Annotated in this window: 13 protein-coding genes; 5 read left to right on the top strand and 8 right to left on the bottom strand. The window is 53.2% G+C overall.

Annotated features, from left to right (window positions below; translation table 11 throughout):
- Positions 1–392: 392 nt before the first annotated feature.
- Together F8N36_RS13620 and F8N36_RS13615 are read left to right on the top strand one after the other, a co-directional pair.
- Positions 393–749: a metalloregulator ArsR/SmtB family transcription factor gene (locus tag F8N36_RS13620; RefSeq protein ID WP_291333362.1), complete on the top strand. Its 357-nt coding sequence runs from the start codon at positions 393–395 to the stop codon at positions 747–749.
- On the top strand, positions 746–4,663 hold the full coding sequence (locus F8N36_RS13615) for an MFS transporter (RefSeq protein WP_291333361.1): 3,918 nt from the start codon (positions 746–748) through the stop codon (positions 4,661–4,663). Before F8N36_RS13620 ends, F8N36_RS13615 begins: the two co-directional genes overlap by 4 nt.
- A 105-nt stretch (positions 4,664–4,768) precedes the next feature.
- On the opposite strand, the gene F8N36_RS13610 is transcribed toward F8N36_RS13615, so the two are convergent.
- From F8N36_RS13610 to F8N36_RS13575, 8 genes are all read right to left on the bottom strand, one after another.
- A complete protein-coding gene (locus tag F8N36_RS13610; protein ID WP_291333360.1) occupies positions 4,769–7,684 on the bottom strand; it encodes an EAL domain-containing protein in 2,916 nt (971 codons plus the stop codon).
- Positions 7,685–8,265: 581 nt separating this feature from the next.
- Complete coding sequence (locus F8N36_RS13605) at positions 8,266–9,828, bottom strand: sensor domain-containing diguanylate cyclase (protein WP_291333359.1); 1,563 nt, start codon at positions 9,826–9,828, stop codon at positions 8,266–8,268.
- A gap of 397 nt (positions 9,829–10,225) precedes the next feature.
- Positions 10,226–11,371: an MBL fold metallo-hydrolase gene (locus tag F8N36_RS13600; RefSeq protein ID WP_291333358.1), complete on the bottom strand. Its 1,146-nt coding sequence runs from the start codon at positions 11,369–11,371 to the stop codon at positions 10,226–10,228.
- 42 nt (positions 11,372–11,413) lie between these two features.
- Positions 11,414–12,046, bottom strand: coding sequence for a flavodoxin (locus F8N36_RS13595; RefSeq protein WP_291333357.1), 633 nt, complete (start codon positions 12,044–12,046; stop codon positions 11,414–11,416).
- A gap of 94 nt (positions 12,047–12,140) precedes the next feature.
- Positions 12,141–13,343: a multidrug effflux MFS transporter gene (locus tag F8N36_RS13590; protein ID WP_291333356.1), complete on the bottom strand. Its 1,203-nt coding sequence runs from the start codon at positions 13,341–13,343 to the stop codon at positions 12,141–12,143.
- Between the two features lie 143 nt (positions 13,344–13,486).
- The gene (locus tag F8N36_RS13585; protein WP_291333355.1) at positions 13,487–13,903 is read right to left on the bottom strand and encodes a cupin domain-containing protein; all 417 of its coding nucleotides are present in this window, start codon (positions 13,901–13,903) and stop codon (positions 13,487–13,489) included.
- A gap of 71 nt (positions 13,904–13,974) precedes the next feature.
- Positions 13,975–14,706, bottom strand: a complete 732-nt coding sequence (locus F8N36_RS13580; RefSeq protein ID WP_291333354.1) for a carboxymuconolactone decarboxylase family protein — start codon at positions 14,704–14,706, stop codon at positions 13,975–13,977.
- Positions 14,707–15,294: 588 nt separating this feature from the next.
- Entirely contained in the window at positions 15,295–16,107 is an 813-nt protein-coding gene (locus F8N36_RS13575; protein ID WP_291333353.1) for a MerR family transcriptional regulator, read from the bottom strand.
- 222 nt (positions 16,108–16,329) lie between these two features.
- On the opposite strand from F8N36_RS13575, the gene F8N36_RS13570 reads away from it, so the two are divergent.
- The 3 genes from F8N36_RS13570 to F8N36_RS13560 all read left to right on the top strand — a co-directional run bounded on the left by F8N36_RS13570 (position 16,330) and on the right by F8N36_RS13560 (position 21,156).
- Positions 16,330–17,589, top strand: a complete 1,260-nt coding sequence (locus F8N36_RS13570; protein WP_366247053.1) for an efflux RND transporter periplasmic adaptor subunit — start codon at positions 16,330–16,332, stop codon at positions 17,587–17,589.
- An 8-nt stretch (positions 17,590–17,597) separates the two neighbouring features.
- Positions 17,598–20,699: an efflux RND transporter permease subunit gene (locus tag F8N36_RS13565; protein WP_291333351.1), complete on the top strand. Its 3,102-nt coding sequence runs from the start codon at positions 17,598–17,600 to the stop codon at positions 20,697–20,699.
- Between the two features lie 130 nt (positions 20,700–20,829).
- The gene (locus F8N36_RS13560; RefSeq protein ID WP_291333350.1) at positions 20,830–21,156 is read left to right on the top strand and encodes a hypothetical protein; all 327 of its coding nucleotides are present in this window, start codon (positions 20,830–20,832) and stop codon (positions 21,154–21,156) included.
- Positions 21,157–21,326: the final 170 nt, after the last annotated feature.

The following is a 21,326-nucleotide window of genomic DNA, read 5'->3' as shown; positions in this document are numbered from 1 at the left end:
ACAGTTGGGAGTTGCCGGCGGGACCTGCCAGCGCTGGTCAGATGCCAGTAAAACAAGGTTTGCGCCCGAAGGGCTGCCGTATTTGACTTTAGCGGGGCACTCATACGGCCTGTATTGTTGCATTTTTGACAAAAAAATAATGCTATTTCGTAAATGATAACATGGAATTGTAACGCTGCATACATAAAATATCTTGCCGTTATGATTGGCAATTCATTTTTGAATAAAAAAATGGATAATCCACAGGGCAACTTACGATAAGCAGTTTTATTTCTCTCTGTGTCATGGGCGGTTTTGTAGCAGCGATTCATGATTTTTTATTTGTAATATTCTATTTTTTAACAGTAAAATTTATTTTGACTTTTTATAACTAAAAAACTAGTTATATAGTTATGAGAACGACCTACCTGAACACTCTCCCAGACCATTGGCAGCCCGTAGCCGCTGTATTTGCAGCTATGGGTGACACCACCCGCCAGCGCATCCTGCTTTTGTTTGAGCCTGGCGAGGAGCTTTCCATCAAGGATATTGCCGCAGTCTTTGATTTTGGGCGTTCCACCATTGTGCATCACCTGGCCGTGCTGGAAAAAGCCGGAATCCTCAGCGTACGGCGCGAGGGCAGACAGGCGCTGTATTCTGTTTGCCACAATATGGTTCTGGATTCTCTTGAAAAACTGCGCCTCTTTATTGAGGAGGATCTGCAGGATGCCACCGCCTTGCCCCAAACTGAAAAGGGAACAAATTCATGAGCCAGTCGTCCGAAACTCTTCCGGCAGGCAATGGAAAAAAGATTTTGCTGAGCATGGGAACCACCTATGCCATGGGCACATTCAACGACAATTTTTTCAAGCAGGCCGCATTGCTGCTCGCTGCCAGCGCAGGGCTTGAATCCATTCAGGGTATTGCCTCTGCCATGTTTGCCTTGCCCTTTGTGGCCTGCTCTGCCTGGGCCGGGTGGCTTGCCGACCGCATGCCCAAAAACAGGCTGGTGGTCTGGTCAAAATTCATGGAGCTGGCGGCCATGTTTATTGGCGTGTGGTCGCTTGTCAGCATGAACTGGACGGTCATTGTGGGCGTGGTGTTTCTGATGGGCCTGCAAGCCACGATTTTCAGCCCTGCCCTCAATGGGGCTATACCCGAAAATTTTGCTGCGCCAGAAGTGCCAAGGGTCAATGCCCTGCTCAAGCTGGCAACTACGGCAACCATTTTGCTGGGCATTGCAGCAGGCGGTCTGGTGCTTGATCTACCCGGTCTTTCTGCCTTTGACACGTTAAGCCCGCAGGGTGAGCACGGCTTTGGCAGGCTGGCGGTGGGCGCGGTGGCCGTGTTTGTTGCTGTTGTTGGCCTTGTTTCCGCCTTTGGCATTGGCAGAGGGGCGGCACCTGCCGGGGCCAGCGCTCCCTTTCCACTGCTTGGGCCGGTGCATTCGGTGCTGCATGCGCTGGAATGTCGCAAACGTGACCCGCATCTTTTTTTAACGCTGGCAGGCGAGGCCTTTTTCTACTGTCTGTCTTCGTTTGCCCTGCTGTGCATCAACAATCTTGGTATTGTGCAGCTGGGATTTTCACTCACCGTTACCAGCCTGCTTTCTGTGGCCCTGATGATCGGCATATGCGTGGGGTCGGTACTGGCCGGGCGCTATGACGCCAACAGCTGGCGGCGTATTATGATTCCGGCTTGTGCTGGTCTTGGGCTTGGCCTCATGCTCTCCGGCCTTGCCCCTCTGATGCCGGAAGCGCTGCAGTTCCCCTATCTTTTTATGCTGCTGACATTCTCTGGCATTTGCGGCGGGCTGTACCTCATACCACTGGTGAGCTTTATTCAGGTGCGCCCCGCAGCCACTGAAAAAGGCAAGGTTCTGGGTATTTCCAATTTTTCGTGCTTCAGCGGCATACTGCTCTCTGGCGTTGTTTTTGCCTGGCTGGCCAAGGTTGCCCCTGCGTGGCTGTTGGCGGGTTGTGGCGGTATTGGCCTTGTTTTTACTGCCTGGGCGGCCATGAACATTGCGCGGCTGTTTCCTCGCGGCAAGGGTTTCAGCTTTACGGGCTTTTGTCTGCGCCTGCTGCTGGGCCTGCGCTACCGCGTGACAGTCCGCGGGCTCGAGGCCATTTCTGGTACGGAGCCCATACTGTTCATGCCCAATCATCCGGCTTTGATTGACCCCATAATTGTCTATTCGCAGCTGGCAAACCACAGACCGCGCCCGCTGGCCGACGAACGCCAGATGCAGGGCCCCCTTGGGCGAATTGCCGCCAGGACGCTACGTGCCGTGCTTATTCCCGATGCCATGAAGGACGGGGCCAAGGCTAGGCAGGGCGTTGAGGCGGGCCTGCAAAACGTTCTGGACGCCTTGCAGACTGGCGACAGTGTGCTGCTGTACCCTGCGGGCAAAATCTATCGATCTGCAAGGGAGAGCCTTGGCGGAACCTCTGGCGCGGCCATGATTCTGCAAAAAATGTCAGAACTGCATGTGGTGCTGGTGCGTACCACCGGCTTGTGGGGCAGTTCTTTTGGCTATGGTGCCACGGGCAAAGCGCCGCATTTTGGGCGGGCACTGCTGCGGGGCGCTCTGGCTGTGTGCGCAAACCTGCTTTTGCTGACTCCTCGTCGCCAGGTGACGGTGGAATTTGTGGAAGCGGCGGCAATGCCCCGCTGCGGCGACAAGCGCGTGCTCAACACCTGGCTTGAGAGTTTTTATAACGTGGCAGAGCGCCCTGCACAGGAGATTCCACGATTTTTCTGGCAGGGTAGCGAGCCGCGGGTGCTGCCCGCACTGGCGCAGACCCGTGCACAGGAAAGTGCCGACATTCCGGCAGAGCTGCGCGTTGCCGTGTACGCCAGTCTGCGTGAGGCCTGCGCCCTGCCCGCGGATCATCCTCTGACAGACGATATGACCCTGGGCGGCGATCTGGGGCTGGACAGCCTTGCCTTGATGGATCTGGCTCTCAGGCTTGAAGGCGAGCACGGCCACAGCATACAGAATCTGGAACAACTGGTGGCAGTGGGCGACTGTCTGCTTGCGGCAGCAGGGCAGATTGGGCAGGCAGAGGTGGATGCCCCTGCACCGGCAGGCTGGTTTGCGCCAGCCTGCACCGGCAGGCTTTTCATACCCCCGCAGGCCGCCACCATCGCTGATGCTTTTCTGACACAGGTACGCACAGCTCCGGCACGGCCCCTGCTGGCCGACCGAGCCAGCATGCGCAGCCGCAGGGATATTCTTACGGGAGCGTTGATTCTTGCCGCCCGCCTGCGCGAGTTGCCCGGCGAGCGCCTAGGCATAATGCTGCCCGCAACGCCCGCAGTGGTCACTGTGTGGCTGGCCGCTCTGCTGGCTGGTAAAACGCCGGTGCTTCTCAACTGGACAGTGGGCGAGGCCAACCTTGGGCACTGCATCCGCATAACCGGGGTGAGGCATGTCATCAGCGCTACGGCGCTGCAGGAAAGGCTTGAGCGTCAAGGCCTGCCGCTGGCTTCCCTGCCTGTGCAGTGGGTGCTGCTGGACAAACTGGCCGCCACCCTGACCATGAGAGAGAAACTTTGCGGTGCGCTCAAGGCCCGTTTGCTGCGAAGCTTGAAAGATTATGTCGTGCCTGAAATTGCGGCGGTGCTCTTTACCTCTGGTTCGGAATCCTTGCCCAAGGCCGTGCCCCTCAGCCATGCCAACCTGCTTGCCAATGCCCGTGATCTTGTGGATGTGCTGCACGTTGAGCCAGTCGACAGCGTGCTTGCCATGTTGCCTCCCTTCCATTCCTTTGGGCTGATGGTCAATATTGTGCTGCCTCTTTCACTGGGCATACGGGCCGCTTTTCATCCCAACCCCACAGAACCTGGCCCGCTGGCGGCCATGGTGCGCGACTACAGGCTTACTCTCATGGCAGCACCCCCCACATTCCTTGGGGCAGTGCTTGACCGGGCGCAGGGCACGGAATATCTGGCAACGCTACGCTGCGCTTTTGTAGGGGCAGAAAAATGTCAGGATCACATCTACCGCGCCTTTGCCGCACAGTGCCCTCAGGCCGCGCTGTGCGAAGGCTACGGCGTTACGGAATGTTCCCCGGTGGTTTCGGTCAACAGGCCGGGCAGTATGGTAAGCGGAACCATCGGCCACGCCATGCCCTCGGTACACTTGGCACTGGTGCGGGAAGAAGATGGCGAGATACGTGGTCGGGTAGAAGCAGGGCAGGGCGGCATGCTTCTGGTGCGCGGCCCCAGTATTTTTGGCGGATATCTGAGTGACGCCCCTTCGCCCTTTGTGGAGTTTGAAGGCCACACATGGTACCGCACCGGCGACCTTGTGAGCATGGACGATGACGGACGGCTTACCTTTCAGGGGCGGCTCAAGCGGTTTGTGAAGGTGGGTGGAGAAATGATTTCGCTGCCGCAGATAGAAAATGTGCTGCTTGAGGCTTTTGACGGCAGGGCCGACGCCCCGCTGGAAGGTCCCGCGCTTGCCGTGGAGGCCATGCCGGAAGAAGCAGGTTCGGCAATAGTGCTCTTTACCCCATTGTCCCTTACTCTTGCAGAGGTAAATTCGGCCCTTCGCGGGGCGGGCCTTTCATCGCTTTATGCGGTACGGCGCATAGAACATGCGGAGGCCATACCCCTGCTTGGCAGCGGTAAAACAGACTACAGGGCGTTGAAAAACAGCCTTGCAGGCGGGTAGCCGAGGAACCTCTGCCTGCTGTGATGGCGTGGTGTACGATAAAAAAAGGCGTGAGGGCAGAAACTCTCACGCCTTTCTTCTGTTTGCAGGATGCCTGGGCAGCCTCTACTGCGAGGGCTGCGGTCTTGCAAAGAGGTCCTGCAGCATGTTTTGTCCAGCGGCCCGCGCGTAATTCTCAAATTCCGTAACTGGCTGCGGCGGACTGAACAGATAGCCCTGGAACATGTGGCAGCCAAGGTTTTGCAGAAATTCCATCTGTTCCTTGCTTTCCACCCCTTCAGCAATGGCCTCAAGCCCAAGGCTGCTCGCCAGCGTCATTATTGTGCTGGCAATGGCGGCATCATTGGGGTCATCCAGCAAATCCATCACAAAGGATTTGTCTATCTTGACCTGATCGAGCGGCAGCCGTTTCAAAAAGGCCAGTGATGAGTAGCCTGTGCCAAAGTCGTCGAGCGAAAACCTTATGCCAAGTTTTTTCAGCTCTTTCATTTTGCTAATAATTTCATCTACATTAGATGACAACTGGCTTTCGGTAAGCTCAAGCTTGAGTTTGTCGGGGTCTACGCCAAACTGTTGCACAATGTCGGTTACCGACTGTACAAAGTGCGATTCGCAAAACTGGCGCGCGCTCACATTGACAGCAATGCTCAGGTGTGAAAGCTGCGGATCGCTGGCCCACTGGGCGAGTTGGGCGCAGGCCAGTTGCAGAACCCAGTCGCCAATAACCACAATCAGTCCGTTGCCTTCTGTCATCTGGATAAAATCGGTGGGCATGACAATGCCATGCCGTGGGTGCTGCCAGCGCAGCAGTGCTTCTGTTCCCACAATCCTGCCATCAGATGTAACCTGCGGCTGGTGGTACAGCGTGAACTGCGAAAGGTCGAGGATCGCATCCTTCAGGTCATTGCCCATGGCATTGCGTTCCATCATGGCCGTTTGCAGCTCTGGATCGAAGAAAACAGCCATGTTCTTGCCGCGTTCCTTGGCGAGATACATGGCAATATCAGCCTGTTTAAGCAATTCATCCACTGAAACAGGCTTGTCGCCAAACAGGGTGAGTCCAATGCTGCCGGAGCAGCGGTACTGAATATCGTCGAGCTGTATGGGCATTCGCAATGTGCTGAGAATTTTTTTGCCAATGGCTTCGGCCTGGGTTGCCGCGGTGCTGATGTCTTCACAAAGATTAAGCACCAGCAGTATGAATTCGTCGCCACCAAAACGGGCAACCGTATCACCCCCACGTACAACAGATCGGAGCCTTGATGCTATCTGCTGCAACATCCTGTCGCCCTGGTCGTGCCCAAGCGTGTCATTGATCGATTTGAAATCGTCAATATCCACAAAAAACAGGGCATGCATGCAGTGGCAGCGCTGACAGGCAACAACGGCCTGCCTGATGTGGTCGACCATAAGCGCCCTGTTGGCAAGGCCTGTGAGCTGGTCATAAAATGCCAGCTTGTTGATTTCCTGCTCTTTCAGCACCAGCGAGGTCACGTCCTTGGCCACAACAACATAGCCCTGGTTTTGCCCGTGACAATCGTGGAGTATTTCGCTCACTGGCTGGATAAAGTGGGGTTTTTCCCCGTTGCTGATATCAATGATGCTTGTTGATGCCCCGGGGGTGGTGCTGCTGAGCTGGTTGATGGGGCAGTCGGCCGTTCCGCAGGCGCTCGTGCAAAAACAGTCGTGGCAATGCTGCCCAACCAGTTGGTCAGACGACTTTTTGAGCAGCAGTTCTGTGGCTTTGTTGGCAATGGTGATTCTGTGATTTTTGTCTATGCCGAAAATGGGGTCGGGAACGGCATTGATCAGGTCTTTATAGCCTTCAATTCTGGTCATCACGGATTCAATATTGTCCATGAGCCGGTTAAACATCTTTGCCAGATGCCCTATTTCGTCTTTTGCAGTATCTTTCAAACGTTTTGTGAGTATTTCTCCGCCTTCTGCAATGCCTTGCAGCGCGCGCATCATTTCCTGCACGGGTGCAAGCACGGCAAGCCCCAGCACAAAATACGTAACAATGATGGGAACAATCAGCAGAAAAAGAAACGAGGCCAGCAGCGTCTCGCCCGCCTTGAAGATGATGCCCTGCTGCTCACTCAAATCTACGGAAAAAACAAAGGTTCCGATCTGTTCGCCCTTGCAGTCATTAACCGGAATGCCTGCGATAAGCAGACCGTCTTTTGTGTACCAGTTGGATCTGCCGGTTACGGAATCCAGAAAATCCTTGTTGATGAGCTGCTCAATCTTGCCCGTGGTGGTTCCGCGCACAAACACATAATGGTCGTTGACCGTGGGGTAAACGCCCGTGTCGTGCAACTGGGTTGCGATGGAACGTTTGTTGGGGTTCATGTACAGCAGGGTATTTTCTCCCTTGCCGGAGCTCAGGCTGTCCATCATCGGGTTAAAGGGCACAAGTGTTTCCACAGAGCCAAGGTGTTCGCCGTTGCGGGCCACCACCGGTGCAAGCCCGCGTATGGCCAGCCCCCCACTGCCAACTTCTACCCCCCACACGGGTTTTTTGTCGGCGTTGATGTCCTTGACGCTCTGCCGAAAAAAGGAAAGGTCGTCTGAAATATCAACCCATTCACCGTCGCGCATGGTCTGCTTTTCGCGCCACAACCGAACAAAACTGCGAGCAGTTGCAAAGTGGAAGTGAAGCTGGGGTCTTGCCCCCATTACGGCTGCATAGCCCTCTATCATCGGGGCAAAGCTTGTGCGTAACCTTTCGCGACCCTGCTGTGACTGGGGACTGTTTTCGTCATTAATATCCCCAGTAAAAGCCATGCGATAGGCCTGTTCCACCTCTGGCAGGCGGCTGACAAGTGCCGCCATTTCCATGGCGTGAAGTCCGTTGGTCTTCACCATCAGCTCGATCTGGGAAATTTTTGAATCCACCAGCGTTTGCATGCTCTTTTCAGTGAGCTGGCTTCCCTGCCTTGCCACCACAAGCAGGCACATCAGTGCCACAACCAGAGTGATGATGACCAGGGGCAGGCAAACTTTTGTACGTATATTCATAAGTTGGTCCGGCTGTGGCATTAAAAATATGCACTTGCATTGCAGCGCAGCTTTTTTCGCTGCGAGGCGACAAAACATACTTTTTCTTATAATATGGCGAACTAGCAGTATGTTCAATTGGAAATAATATCGATAATGATGTTATGATTAAAAACGGTAAGTTTGTGCGGTGGTTGGTGGGTAATGCCATGAATATTTTATTTGTGGGATGCAGAAAATTACCATGAAGACAGAAATGGCTGCGAAATAACGATTGCAGTAATAAAAAAATAATGCACTGGGCTATATGCTGCGAAGGCGAGTGGGGCGAGTGGAAAATGTGGAGCGCTTATCGTTATGGACTTGCTTTTATGGTGTAGGTGCAAGATGCATAGCCGATTGCTATCAGCCTGAAAACAGCGGGGCGTCATTAATACCCAGTTGTGGCAGGTGTTGTAAAAAACAGAGATAGCGGGGTGGCTGATGATCGCGCCAAGGGCAGATTATGTGGGCCACAAGATAACATGGAAAAATTCAATTATTCAAATGTAATACACGCAAAAAAGAGAGCTCTGTAGTTATGGCAGGTCTGTTCAACCAGCCTATTTCGCCAGCACTGCCTGGTTTTTCCCCCTGGTTTTGGCCTCATAGAGTGCGTTGTCGGCCCTTTTGAAAGCTTCACCTTCACTGTTTTTAGCTGGCGAGTCTTCGTCAACAAGCACTCCCCCTAACGAGATGGTAACGATCGCACCATCCTTTCGAGGGTGAGGCATGCCAAGCTGCTCAACAACACTGCGTATGCGTTCCATAAGTGTGATGACATCGTGGTTGCTGTTTGCCAGGGTCAGCACTGCAAATTCCTCTCCTCCAATCCGAAAAACGCTGTCGGTTGCGCGCACCAGCGTTTTGCGAACTGTCGTGGCGATTTCCTTGATAACCCTGTCTCCTTCCTGATGCCCAAAGGTGTCATTCAGCATCTTGAAATCATCAATGTCAAAGATGATCAGGGCAAATGAGGTATTGAGACGACTGCTCTGAGCAAAATATGCGGCTATTGTACTGTCAAACATCCTTCGGTTGAATAAACCGGTCAACGAATCGTGCTGGGCGAGCATCTGTAGCTGCGTGTTGGCACTTTGCAGGGATATTTGCATGTATTTGTCGCGAATTATTGTTGTTATAGTGCCAATAATAAATGCTGTGCTAATAAAAAATACAGAAAGCAGTATGATAAAGTTTCTGAAAAACATATCACTGCCTTCTTCAAGTGTTTTTGTGACATTTGTAAATGCATAGATGTACAGACCAAGATTGCTGATGGAAAGATTTTGAAAAATGTGTAAGTCGCCGCCTTTGCTCAGTTCCCACAACTGAATGTCATCAAAGGTGTATTCCTTCATGTATACCGGTTCCAGCTGGTCTCGCTGATACCTTTGCTGGCATTCCTGTGGGCTGAATCTGGTTGCTGGTTGCCCCGGAACTACCTTGAGCATTCTCGACGGCGAATCCGCGATAACAACGACCCCTTCGCGGTCTGTTATAAAGCCGGTTGGCAGGTAGAGCTGTTGGTATAGGGTTTCTGTATCCATCTTTAAAACAAGGACACCCAGAATTTCTGAGCTCTCATAGATAGGAAAAGCAACATGAAACCCTGGGATGCTCGACACTCTTCCCACAACAAACTGGGCATAGCTTTTGCCAGCCATGGCATCCTGAAAATATTTGCGGTCAGAGAGGTCTATTCCCACAAGGCTGTTGTGCTGATCCTGATCGCTAGATGCGATGCAAATGCCATTTTTGTTGAGAATAAAAACATGATGGAGGGTAAGAACATTGCCAACCCGTTGCAGGTAGGCAGAGGCCTGCTCCGCGTGGTCTGTAGACAATAAAGATCTGTTGACCCGGTTTGTTATCGTGAGTAGCGACGCATATTTTTTTATGACGTCAAATTTGAACGTCGCCATTTCGGCAATGCGATTAGTTGTTTGAGCAAGGGATTCGTGCGCAAGATTGATCTGCTCTGCTACGTAATTTTTCTCCCAATTACGTGCGATGCCGTATGCCGTGAGAAATATGATGGGAATGGAAAGCACCCAAATGACTATTATTGAGATAGCAGGGCGTAATTCAATATGAAAAAGTAGATAGTTTTTTAGCGATTTCATGCAAAACCACCTGTGCCATCTGCAAGATATTGTTGAACGCCTGCCACTGTGCTGTGCGAATTGTCAGTATTCTTGAGCCATCAACGGAGCTGGCTGTCGCTAATAGAATTATAGATTTATGGTAATCGGTTTTTTAACTGATTGGAATGGGTGGCGGCGTACTGGCTGATAATATTATTGCCGCAAGGCCCGGATATGGCGGCATGGATGCGGGTCGCCATGCTGGTTTCATCAGTGCCAGCAAAAGCATGAACAGAATATCGTGGGGATATTGGGGCGCAGATGAAGGGCAGACAAGGTGGCAGCCTATGCCGCTCCTTGTCCTGCCCTTCCCTGACAGAAAATCATGAGGCGTGTTTGAATTTTCGCTGGCAAACACAACCATATCCATGGAGTCTTATTTTATGACGATTGTTTTGACCCCGTCTGTGGGTTGCATGTTCTGCATGTTCCACCACTGGGCATGAGGCAGCGCTTGACCAGACAGGTTTACGGATTCGCCGATTCTGGGTGTGACCAGATGAAAAGGTTTGCCCGAGCTGGCATTGCTGAAGCGTTCGAACGGCTCATCCCATGAATGGTACGCGATGCTGAATTTGCCGTTATGCGCGGGCATGGCCGCCCCTGCCCGCAGGTCGGCGGCCGCCTGAACCGACTGCTCGGGCATCATGTGCACGTCTGGCCAGTCTTCATTGTACTGACCGCATTCGAGCATGGCAAAATCAAAGCCGCCAAACCGCTCTCCGATAGCCTTGAAGTGCTGCCCATAGCCGCTGTCACCACTGTAAAATATCTTACGCCCCGGAGTTTCCATGGCAAAGGAAACCCAAAGGGATTTGTTGCGGTCCAGAAGCCGACCAGAAAAATGTCGTGCCGTCAGCACATGTATGACAAGCGTATCGTCAATGCGCACGTCTTCATCCCAATCGGCCTCATGAACAATGGCATCTGAAAATCCCCAGCGGGCAAAGTGCTCGCCCACGCCCAGGCCGGTAACCACCTGCCCGATCTTGGGGCGCAACGCCGTAACGGTGTCGTAATCCAGATGATCCCAGTGGTCGTGTGAAATGAGCAGACAGTCTATGAAGGGCATATCGTCCGCTGTGTAAAGTGATGTGCCGGCGAAGGCGCGGGTGGAAAACCAGACCGGTGAAGCATGGTCGCTGAACACTGGGTCGATCAGGATGGCCCGCCCGTTGAGGCGGACAAAGAATGATGAATGCCCAAGCCACACTACCACGTCCTGATTCGGGTCCAGCTCTTTGATGTTCGTCTTGACCACTGGCATGGGTGCGGCAGGAGCCAGATTGTCGCCATTACGAAAGACAAACTTGATAAGGCTGCTGAACGCGCCATCCTTTGTGAGCAGGCTGAATGGTTCACGGTTGTGGAATTCGCCGTTCCGGTAGTTTGGCGACTGGTGTATGCGGTTGAGCCTTTCCCCCTGGGGAATACGGCCGAATTTCGCTTGTCCGATGTACAGGTAGATACCACCCGCACCAAGGGCGAGCAGCAGTATAAAACACAGTAAAATTTTTATCATGTATGTATTCCAGCCATAAATTCCGGTTATAATGCTTCTATCCTAGGCCATGTTCAGGCTGCGCAGCCAGTCTGAAATTTCTTTTTCTGATTTGCTGGCCGAGTCGCCCCATAGGGCCTTGCCCTGCAGTACCGCAGATGCAGGGCATAACTCACGCACATGGGCAACTGTTCTGCCCAGGCCGCTGCCTTTGTGGGTCATGAATGGAACCAGCGTCTTGCCCGAAAGGTCGTAGCCGGACAAAAACGAGATGACCGGCGTGGCTATCGTGCCCCACCAGCAGGGTGAACCGACAAAGATGACATCGTACGTGTCTATGTTTGTCAGTCTGGTTGTGAGGGGAGGCTTGAATCCCGATTCAAGCTCTTTGCGTGCCTGCTTTGTGGTTTCGCGATATTCGGTCGGGTAGGGGGCTACCGTTTCAATGCGTACCATGTCGCCGCCCACCATTTCATTGATAATGCCTGCCATCAATCGGGTGTTGCCTGTCCAGGAGTAATAAACGGTAAGAACGTTTTTGCCCTGCAAGGCCAATCCTGCGGCCATAGGCGAGCCCAGGTCAACCAGCGGCGCGACCATGCCGGCCAACAGGCCGGTCGCCGCCAGTTTCAGCAGGTTGCGCCGCGATTGATCCGTACTCCCATTGCTGTTTTTACCAGTCATGATGCTGTTCACTTTTTTATGAGGTTAAGAGACTGTCTTTGTTTAAAAAATGTCGCGTGGGTGCCTACCTCAACAACGTTCAGTCAGAGAACCCAGCAGTATCCTGTCATGCATATTTTTTGTTTTTTCCAGCAACGGTTAACAGTGCCGCTGCCGTAAAAAACAGCATGATCCAGATCATCGTTGCCGGTGTGCCATCGTTGAACGCGGCTAGCAGCAGTGAGGAAACAATGCCGCTTCCATACTGCAGGGACCCGATCAATGCCGAAGCCGACCCTGCAATGTGGGGCACTTCATCCAGAGCTGCGGCGGTGGCCGAAGCGGCAACAATGCCGTTCATTGAAAAGAAGATGAAAACCATCCCCACAATGACAAGCATGCGGTGTGGTTCGGCCATGTTTAATGCCGCCATGGCAGCCATTGCCAAAAACGCAATGCCCGTTGCGATCTGCAGCAGGCGGCGCAGGGAAAATCGGATGACCAGAAAGCGGTTGAAAAAGCTGACAGCCATAACCCCGGCAATGTTCAGAGCAAAAAGCCAGCCGTAGTGCTGAGGGTCTACATTGTAATAGCTGATGTAAACCTGTGGTGACCCGGCAATAAAGGCGTACGCAGCGACATAATAAAACGTAACGCAAAGCGTGAAGCGCATGAATACGCCATGCTTCAACAGAAACAGATAGTTGTTGAAAGCATTGCCCACAGAGGTCGACGTCCTTTTTTCTGCAGGCAGGGTCTCTGGCAGCCATAAGAGCGATATAAACATCAGAGCGCCGATTGCGGTCAGCAGCCAGAATATGCTGTGCCAGCTGCTGATCCGTATAAGCTGCCCCCCCAGCAGTGGCCCAACAATCGGCGCTATGGCCATGATGATCATCAGGGTGGACATCATTTGCGCCGAACGTGTGCGTGAAAAAAGATCACGAATCATTGCCCGGGCCAGCATGGGGCCGGTGCATGCGCCAAAAGCTTGCACAACCCGCCAGCTGACGATTTGCGTGATGGAATAGGACATGGCGCAGCCCGCAGCACCTATGGCAAAAATCAGCATGCCGACAAAAAGCGGAAGCTTGCGGCCCAAACTGTCACTGATGGGCCCCCAAACCAGCTGCGCAATGGCAAAGCCCACCAGAAAGCCTGTGATGGTATATTCTGCGTCACCACTAAGCTCGTGGGCCATGGCGGGCATTGCCGGAAGATAGATATCTGTGGACAGTGACGTAAACGCCATCAATGCGCCAAGAATAGACATAAATAGGGCGCTGGTGACGACTTTGACGTCATTGCCAGCGGTTGTGGAGCTGTTCATTGATTTCCAAGTGTTGAGTGCATTCAGATTGCGAACCTCCCATTGACTGTTGCGGGCCTCGGGTGAGACTCGCAGTATGTTGGGATGCCTGCATTGCTGGCTGGTAAGCGTTTGCTGGTGGGGGAGGGGCAGCTGGGCACCCGTTACCCAAGCGCGGCGTAGTCAGCTGCTGCGACAGGCTCAAGCCATTCGTTGGAGGCGTCTTCACCCGGCACCTCCACCGCCAGATGCGAAAACCAGCTGTGACTGGCTGCGCCGTGCCAGTGTTTGACTCCAGCGGCAATATGCACCACGTCGCCGGGGCGCAAAGCCTGGGCAGGCTTGTTCCATTCCTGATACCAGCCGTGCCCGGCCGTGCACAAAAGTATCTGCCCGCCTCCTTTGGCCGCATTGTGGATATGCCAGTTATTGCGGCAGCCGGGTTCAAAGGTGACGTTGGCGATATGGACACCTTCTCGGGAGAGTATGTTCAGATAGCTTTGGCCCACAAAATACCGGGCATAAGCCGTGTTTTCGGGGCCACAGGCAAAAATGCCGTCAATAGTTGCTTTGTCAGACATGGTGCTGCTCTCTCGGTGTTAAAGCTTGTGCTGTGTCAAAAAATATGGCCTGACCTGTGATTTTTGCAGAATTACTTCTGTTCACGGGCCTTCAGAACCGCACCCAGAGCTTCCCTTGCGGTTATTCCTTCCTGTGTGCCGACGTGGGTTTCAATCAGGGAGGCAAAATCCCGAAGCTGCGGCGGCGTCAGCCCGATGTTGAGTGACATGCCGAGATGGCTCTGCAGCTGTGGGCGTGTTCCCTGCATGGCGGCGAGAGCTCCGATAGTTGCAAGCTCGCGGCATTTTTCGTCGAACACGTCGCGGGCAAATATGTCGGCAAACAGGTGCTCTTTAAGAAAAGTGTCTATAACTGGCGAAAATTGCTGCCACTTCTGGTTTGAAATGTCTTCTTTTCTGCCTGTCAGGTGTGCCCGCATCTGTGCCCCGTATGCATTCCTGTCCATTGCGGGGACGGGGCGAGCTTCAGCGCCCTGGGGGTCTTCAATTCCTTGGGCTTTCCGTGCATCAAGCGTGTCGCTAAACAGGGCCAAGCCGTTCAGGCTGCGTGGAAAACCTGCGTAAGCGTACATCTGAACCAGAATTTCCTTGATTTCATTGACGGTCAGACCCGCATTCAGTCCTTCCTGCAGTGCCGGTTTAAGCCGTTCCAGATTGCCGGTAGCCGTAAATGCGGCAATGATGGCAATGCTGCGCTGTTTTTCGTTGAGCATTTCAGCGTGGTCTTGAGCCATGGCTTGCCCCCAGTGGCAAAGTGTAAAAAAGGATGCTGCCAGCAAAAACACCAGACGCTGCCTGTACATTGTGACCTCCTGCTGTTTGTAGTCTGGAGGGATTGTTGCCTTTTATTCGGGCGATTCTGGCGTGTGCCACTCCTGACCACCTCCATGCCTGTCATTGTCATGCCGGGCCATTCCCAATTCTTGCTGTGGCAACCCTCCCGTTTATGGCAATCGGGCTTCTTTTCAGTCAGTTTATAAAACCACTGGGTGGTGGCAGGATAGGCCGATTCTCTTTTATTTTTGCACAATCGTGCGAAAGGGAAGCAAGACTCTCCTGCTGATGGAGAACCTGGATGCGGCAATCGCGGCCCTGCGTGGGGTATGAAAGTGCGCCCTTGCTCAGCCGCGAGTGCAGGAGGCAGTTGGCTCGCCCCCACTGCGGGATATCAAGCGTTTTGACCAGAATGGGCAGAAGGAACGCGCCACGGCATGGCCTGGCAGGATGTGGCGGCATGTGGGGCGGGGTTTACTGCCGGGCAGCAATGCCATGCGGGCAGGGCAGTGATCTTGGGGCGCAGGGCCTGACGCACGGCGCTATATATCGGGCCAGGCGGCGGTGCCCGGATATTTCTGTGTAGTACCTGAAGTGTATTTGAGGGCTGCGGAGCCTTACTCTACAAGCACGCAATAGCGCATGCCGTATGAGGACGTTTCAGCATCTGAAATGATGTAACCTATCAAGTCGTATGCGTAGACGCCGCTCAATATTTTGTAATTTTCATTCTCAATTTTATTGATAAATTCTATATAGGCCTGTTTGTGCGATTTGATGTCGCCCAGATGGGCAATGGTGGCGTACCTGCCCTTGGGCTTTATGTGCAGGTCGGCCTTTGGTGTTTGCCTTGACGCGCCGCAAAAGAAAAAACCGGCGAAATAGTTGCGGGAAAGAACATCGGCCCTCGAGGTAAGAATGCCAAACGGGCCGGTAGGAAGGCGATTCTGTTTTTCAAAGTAGCGGTTAACTTCCACAAGCGAAGAAACACAGTCTTCTTCACTTTCCTGAACTGTCGCGTCTATGCGCATCAGCTCCAGCGTCTGCTCTTTCATCTCTACGATTTCAAAAATTCCGTATTTGGTGCTGATGGCGTCTTTCGTCATGACGATAAGCTCATCCACCAACCGGGCGCGTTGGGCGATCCGTTTCTTTTCCTGATCAAGCTTTATCTTTTTTTGCTGGAAGAGCTGCAGCATTCTGGCTGGTTCCCTGTGCGCCAGGTGCTCTTTGATTTCAGCAAGAGAGCTGCCGGTTTCCTTAAGCATGTTTATGAGATCGTAATCAAAATACTGGTCCAGTGTATAGCGGCGATACTTTTTGCCGTTGACGTCTGAGGGTTTCAAAAGCCCCTGCCTGTCGTAGAAGATCAGCGTATCCTTTGAGGTTCCACACAGTTTTGCAAACTCACCTGTCGTTAGGTACTTCATGATTTTCCTCAGTTGGTATTTTACTTGACTTACTCCATAGTCAAAAGCTTTGGCAATAAGCTCAGTTAATATTTTTATTTATTATATTTAACGGTGTTATAATATTTATTCAGTAAATTTTATTATTTTTAAAAAATAATTTGACTCTGGACTAACTCCATACTTTATCCTTGGGCATCAAAATCTTGTCGCACCACTGGCGGCAAGCACAAGAGGTGCCCAATGTTTGGTGAACAACACCGCAAAGTTCAGGCGGCAACAATGGCATGCCGTCTGTTGAAAATGTTAGCCCCATGCTTTGTCATGCTGCTCGTTTGGGGTTGCAATGCAGATAACCAGCAAGGCGATGGCCATGCGGAAGTAATATATAAAACCGTTGTTGCTGAAAGGGTTACGCTATCCAGCGTTTTGCCCGGCAGGGTATCCGCTGCTGTGATGTCCGAGGTTCGGCCTCAGGTAGACGGCATCATACAGCAACGACTGTTTGAAGAGGGGGGCAACGTGACCAAGGGGCAGGTTCTGTACCAGATTGATCCTGCCCAGTATCAGGCCGCCTACAACACGGCCAAGGCCAGCCTTGAAGAAGCAATTGCCGCCGCTGTTGCCCTGCGTTTGAAAGAAGAGCGCTACCGCCGCCTCATTAATGAAAAGGCGATCAGCCAGCAGGAATTTGATGATGCGATTTCCAATCATGCCCAGGCCAGGGCCCGCGTTGCCCGGGCCAGGGCGACACTGGAAACAGCCGCCATCAATCTGGCCTATACGCAGATCAAGGCCCCCGTTGCCGGTCGCATCGGGCGGTCTGCCTTTACTCCCGGCGCACTGGTAACTGCAAACCAGTCTGCGCCGCTGGCAGTCATTCAGCAGACGGAAAACGTCTACGTGGATATCAACCAGTCGAGTCTGGACATGCTGCGGCTGAGGCGGCAGTGGGCGCAAAATACCGTTGTGAGGAACGAGGGCTCGGCGAAGGTGCATCTGCTGATGGAGGACGATACGCCGTACACGTTGACGAGCGATTATCAGTCTGTTCCTCCCCGCTGGATAGAGGGTGAATTGCTGTCATCAGAAATTACCGTGGGGCAGAGCACCGGCAATGTTAACCTGCGGGCGGTGTTTCCCAATCCTGAGGGCCTGCTTTTGCCCGGCATGTATGTAAAGGCGACGATTGAGGAAGGCGTGGTTGAAAATGCCATTCTTGTGCCGCAAAGCGCGATAGTTTCAGATAATTCAGGGGCGGCTCATGCGCTGGTGCTGGAAAAGAACGCCTCTGGTGCTGACCTTTTTATCGTTAAGAGGCGCGCCGTAACCCTGGACAGGGCACAGGGCAAAAACTGGTTGGTGCGGTCTGGCCTCAGGCCTGGGGATGCCATTGTTGTTGTTGGCTTGCAGAGGGCGATTCCTGATGAGGTTGTCAAAGGCCTGCCGCAACAGGCAGATACTGTTTCCTTGTCGTTTCGCAAGCCCGCACAGGCAGACTGAGGTTACCCATGGCCGCTTTTTTCATAAACCGTCCCATTTTTGCGTGGGTTGTCGCAATCATGATCATGCTGGCGGGTGCGCTGTCCCTGCGCACATTGCCCATTGCCCAATACCCCGACATTGCCTCGCCGCAGATATCCATATCGGGTCAATACCCGGGGGCATCTGCCAAGGTTGCCGAGCAGAGCGTTACACAGATTATTGAACAGCAGATGCGCGGGTTGGACAATCTGCTCTACATGCGCTCCAGCAGTGATTCGTACGGCAACATTGAAATGACTTTTACGTTTGCCTCCGGAACAAACACCGATACTGCCCAGGTGCAGGTGCAAAACAAGCTGCAACTGGCGATGCCCATGCTGCCTGAAGCCGTGCAGCGGCAGGGCGTGCAGGTCAGCAAGGCCGTAGACAACAGCTTTATGATGATTGCCTTTTACATGGAGGGCGAACCCATGCGCGAGGGCGATATAAGCGATTATATCGCCAGCAACGTGGTTGATCAGCTGAACCGGGTGCAGGGCGTTGGGCAAACACAGTTGTACGGTGGGCAGAACGCCATGCGTATCTGGATGAATCCGGAAAAAATGGTGCAGTACGGACTTAACCCGCAGGACATCAAACATGCGATTCAGGCCCAGAATGTTCAGGTGACGGGCGGTCAGATTGGTGCCGCGCCATCGCCTCCGGGGCAGGAACTTAACGTGACTGTTAATGCCGCATCGCGGCTTGAGACTGTAGAAGATTTTAAAAAGATTCGCCTGCGAGTTGAAAAAGACGGTTCGGTGTTGCGCCTTGGAGATGTGGCGCAGGTTGAACTGAATGAAGAACGCCCTGATGCCAGAACCAGATATAACGGTCACCCCGCCGTGGCTGTGGCAATGAAACTGGCCGCCGGCGCAAATGTCATTGAGACAACAAGGGGCATCAAGGCCGAGCTGAAATCCTTGTCTCGTTTTTTTCCGCAGGGGCTGCAGTACGCGTATGCCGACGACCGTGCGCCTATTGTTGAAAAATCAGTCAGCTCGGTTGAGCACACGCTCATAGAGGCAATTGTGCTGGTGGTAGCGGTCATGTTTCTCTTCCTCCAGAACGTGCGCTCCACCATCATACCGGCCATCGCCGTGCCCGTGGTTCTGCTTGGTGTTTTTGCAGTGCTGGCGGTGGCCGGATTCACCATAAACACCCTCACCATGTTTGGCCTTGTTTTGGCTATTGGTCTGCTGGTCGATGATGCCATCGTGGTGGTGGAAAATGTCGAGCGGCTGATGCGCGATGAGCATCTTTCGCCCAAGGAAGCCTCGTTAAAATCCATGCGTCAGATTACAGGCGCTCTTATTGGCGTTGCCGTGGTTATTTCTGCCGTGTTTGTGCCTATGGCCTTCATGTCTGGCTCAACGGGTGTTATTTATCGCCAGTTTTCCATAACCATAGTGGCGGCAATGGTGCTTTCTGTTGTGGTGGCCATTGTTTTTACCCCTGCGCTCTGCGCCACAATGCTGCAACCGCACGCTGCCGGAACAGGCGAGGGCCTCTTTGGCAAATTCAACAAGTGGTTTGATGCCATCACGGCCCGCTACGCCGTGGGGGTCAGATGGATATTCAAGGCCCCAAGGCGGGCGCTGGCCGCTTTTGTCATTTTGCTGATTGTGAGCGTAGGGCTGTTCATGCGGCTGCCCTCGGCATTTCTTCCCGAAGAAGATCAGGGAACACTTTATCTGGACGTGCAGCTTCCTTCTGGCGCTACATTTGAGCGTACTGAAAAAGTTCTGCAAGAGATTGACCGTTACTTTCGCGAAAATGAAAAGGACGCCATAAAAAGTGTTGTAAGTGTTGCCGGTTGGGGATTTAGCGGCACAGGGCAAAGCTCGGCCATGGTGATCCCTCTGCTTAAAGACTGGAGCGAGCGGAACCGGGATCAAAGTGTTTTTCGGATCATAGACCGCGCAAATGCCTATTTTGCCAGTCTGCCCGGCGCTCAGGTCTTTGTGATGGCGCCGCCAGCGGTAATGGAGCTGGGCAATTCGTCCGGCTTTGATCTGGAAATTATGGACCGCGGCGCACGGGGGCATGATGCCTTGATGCAGGCAAAAGACATAATGATTGAAAACGCCATGGGTCAAAAAGCCATCAGCTACGCGCGTTACAGCGGTCTTGTGGATGCAGGGCAATACAACCTTAAAATTGATAGCGACAAAGTTGGTGCCTTCAATCTGGACATGGAGGTTATCAATGGGGCTATTGGCGCGTACTGGGGTGGCGAATACGTCAATGATTTTCTTGATAAAGGGCGGACAAAGCGTGTGTATCTGCAGGCCAATCCCCGTTTCCGCACATCGGTTGACGATTTCAGGCACTTCTTTATCCGCAATCAGACGGGCGAGATGGTGGCCTTCAGGAGTTTTCTTGGGGTTGATTCCATCAGTGCCTCTCCGCGGCTTACCCGTTATCAGGGGGTGCCTTCCGTAAAGCTTGAAGGTGTTGCCGCGCCCGGGTTCAGTTCCGGTCAGGCAATGCGGGCCATGGAAGAAGCGGGGAAAAAGCTGCCCGAGGGCTTTGATTTTGCATGGACGGGACTCTCCTATCAGGAAGTGCTTTCTGGCAATCAGGCTCCAATGCTGTATGCGATCTCGCTGCTGGTTGTTTTTTTGAGTCTTGCTGCGCTGTATGAAAGCTGGACCATCCCGCTTGCCGTGGTCATGACCGTGCCAACGGGCATTATTGGCGCGCTTGCTGGCATGTGGCTGCGGGGTATGAACAACGACATCTATTTCCAGATTGCGCTGCTCACCATCGTGGGGCTGTCGGCAAAGAATTCAATCCTGATCGTTGAATTTGCCAAGGCCCAGCACGATGCAGGCAAAGGGCTTATGGCTGCAACAATAGAGGCTGCACGGCTTCGACTGCGCCCCATCATCATGACTTCCATGTGCTTTATCCTCGGCGTAATTCCCCTCGCCATCAGTAGCGGGGCCGGGTCTGGAGCACAGAATGCCCTGGGTACGGCTGTTTTTGCGGGCATGATAACGGCTACCGGCCTTGGAATCTATTTTACGCCCCTGTTCTTTGTACTGATAACAAAGCTGTTTTCCCGCAGGCAGGCGGCAGAGTAGCACATCCGCGAGCCGTGCGTGGCGGCGGCAGAGCCCGCAGGCTCTTGCCGCCGAGGCTTTTTATCCACGCATCTCATTCATGCGCCTGCAATGATTACGGCTAACGGGGCGTTGCCCTGGCGGGCATGCGTTGGGGAAGTGCCATGGGGTAGCTGGGGCCCGGACGTTTCAAAACCAGAAATCCCGCCACGCTAACAGCCAGAAATTCTGTCAGCTTCCAGCAGATGAAACCTGCTGGTACCCCAAAACAGAAGGGCGATTACTCAAAAGTATCATGCGCAATGTGGAGAATGCGGTAATCAAGCAGGGTTTGAAACGCTATGGTTCCCTGCGCGAGCTCTCCCGGCATTTGCAGCTGGATCGCAGCACCCTGTTCAGAAAAATCAAGGGAATTGAAGTCGCAAAACAGGATGAAGGGCTGTTTCGTAAAAACTGCCAGAGTGGCGACAATCATTAAATAAAACAGCATTAAAGTGCTGATGGTGAGCTTATTGACTGGCGGTCTGTTTTTGCTTTTTGCAGCTTGAGAAGCGACTGTCTGCGTGAAATATGCGTTGTTTTTCTGCCCGATGAATATTTTTTGAGGCTACCACCAATCGGGGCCGCGCCGGGAGCGAGGCGGGGGGC

It is taken from the genome of Desulfovibrio sp. (assembly GCF_009712225.1).
GTDB lineage: Bacteria > Desulfobacterota > Desulfovibrionia > Desulfovibrionales > Desulfovibrionaceae > Desulfovibrio.
The sequence above is the reverse complement of the archived record's forward strand: the minus strand, read 5'-3'. Positions and strand labels throughout refer to the sequence as shown.

Bases quoted from the DNA above. Each gene is read 5' to 3' on its own strand.
- F8N36_RS13575 (WP_291333353.1), bottom strand. From the start codon at position 16,107: ATGAAGTACCTAACGACAGGTGAGTTTGCAAAACTGTGTGGAACCTCA.
- F8N36_RS13600 (WP_291333358.1), bottom strand. From the start codon at position 11,371: ATGATAAAAATTTTACTGTGTTTTATACTGCTGCTCGCCCTTGGTGCG.
- F8N36_RS13590 (WP_291333356.1), bottom strand. From the start codon at position 13,343: ATGAACAGCTCCACAACCGCTGGCAATGACGTCAAAGTCGTCACCAGC.
- F8N36_RS13615 (WP_291333361.1), top strand. From the start codon at position 746: ATGAGCCAGTCGTCCGAAACTCTTCCGGCAGGCAATGGAAAAAAGATT.
- F8N36_RS13570 (WP_366247053.1), top strand. From the start codon at position 16,330: ATGTTTGGTGAACAACACCGCAAAGTTCAGGCGGCAACAATGGCATGC.
- F8N36_RS13565 (WP_291333351.1), top strand. From the start codon at position 17,598: ATGGCCGCTTTTTTCATAAACCGTCCCATTTTTGCGTGGGTTGTCGCA.
- F8N36_RS13620 (WP_291333362.1), top strand. From the start codon at position 393: ATGAGAACGACCTACCTGAACACTCTCCCAGACCATTGGCAGCCCGTA.
- F8N36_RS13610 (WP_291333360.1), bottom strand. From the start codon at position 7,684: ATGAATATACGTACAAAAGTTTGCCTGCCCCTGGTCATCATCACTCTG.
- F8N36_RS13605 (WP_291333359.1), bottom strand. From the start codon at position 9,828: ATGAAATCGCTAAAAAACTATCTACTTTTTCATATTGAATTACGCCCT.
- F8N36_RS13585 (WP_291333355.1), bottom strand. From the start codon at position 13,903: ATGTCTGACAAAGCAACTATTGACGGCATTTTTGCCTGTGGCCCCGAA.
- F8N36_RS13580 (WP_291333354.1), bottom strand. From the start codon at position 14,706: ATGTACAGGCAGCGTCTGGTGTTTTTGCTGGCAGCATCCTTTTTTACA.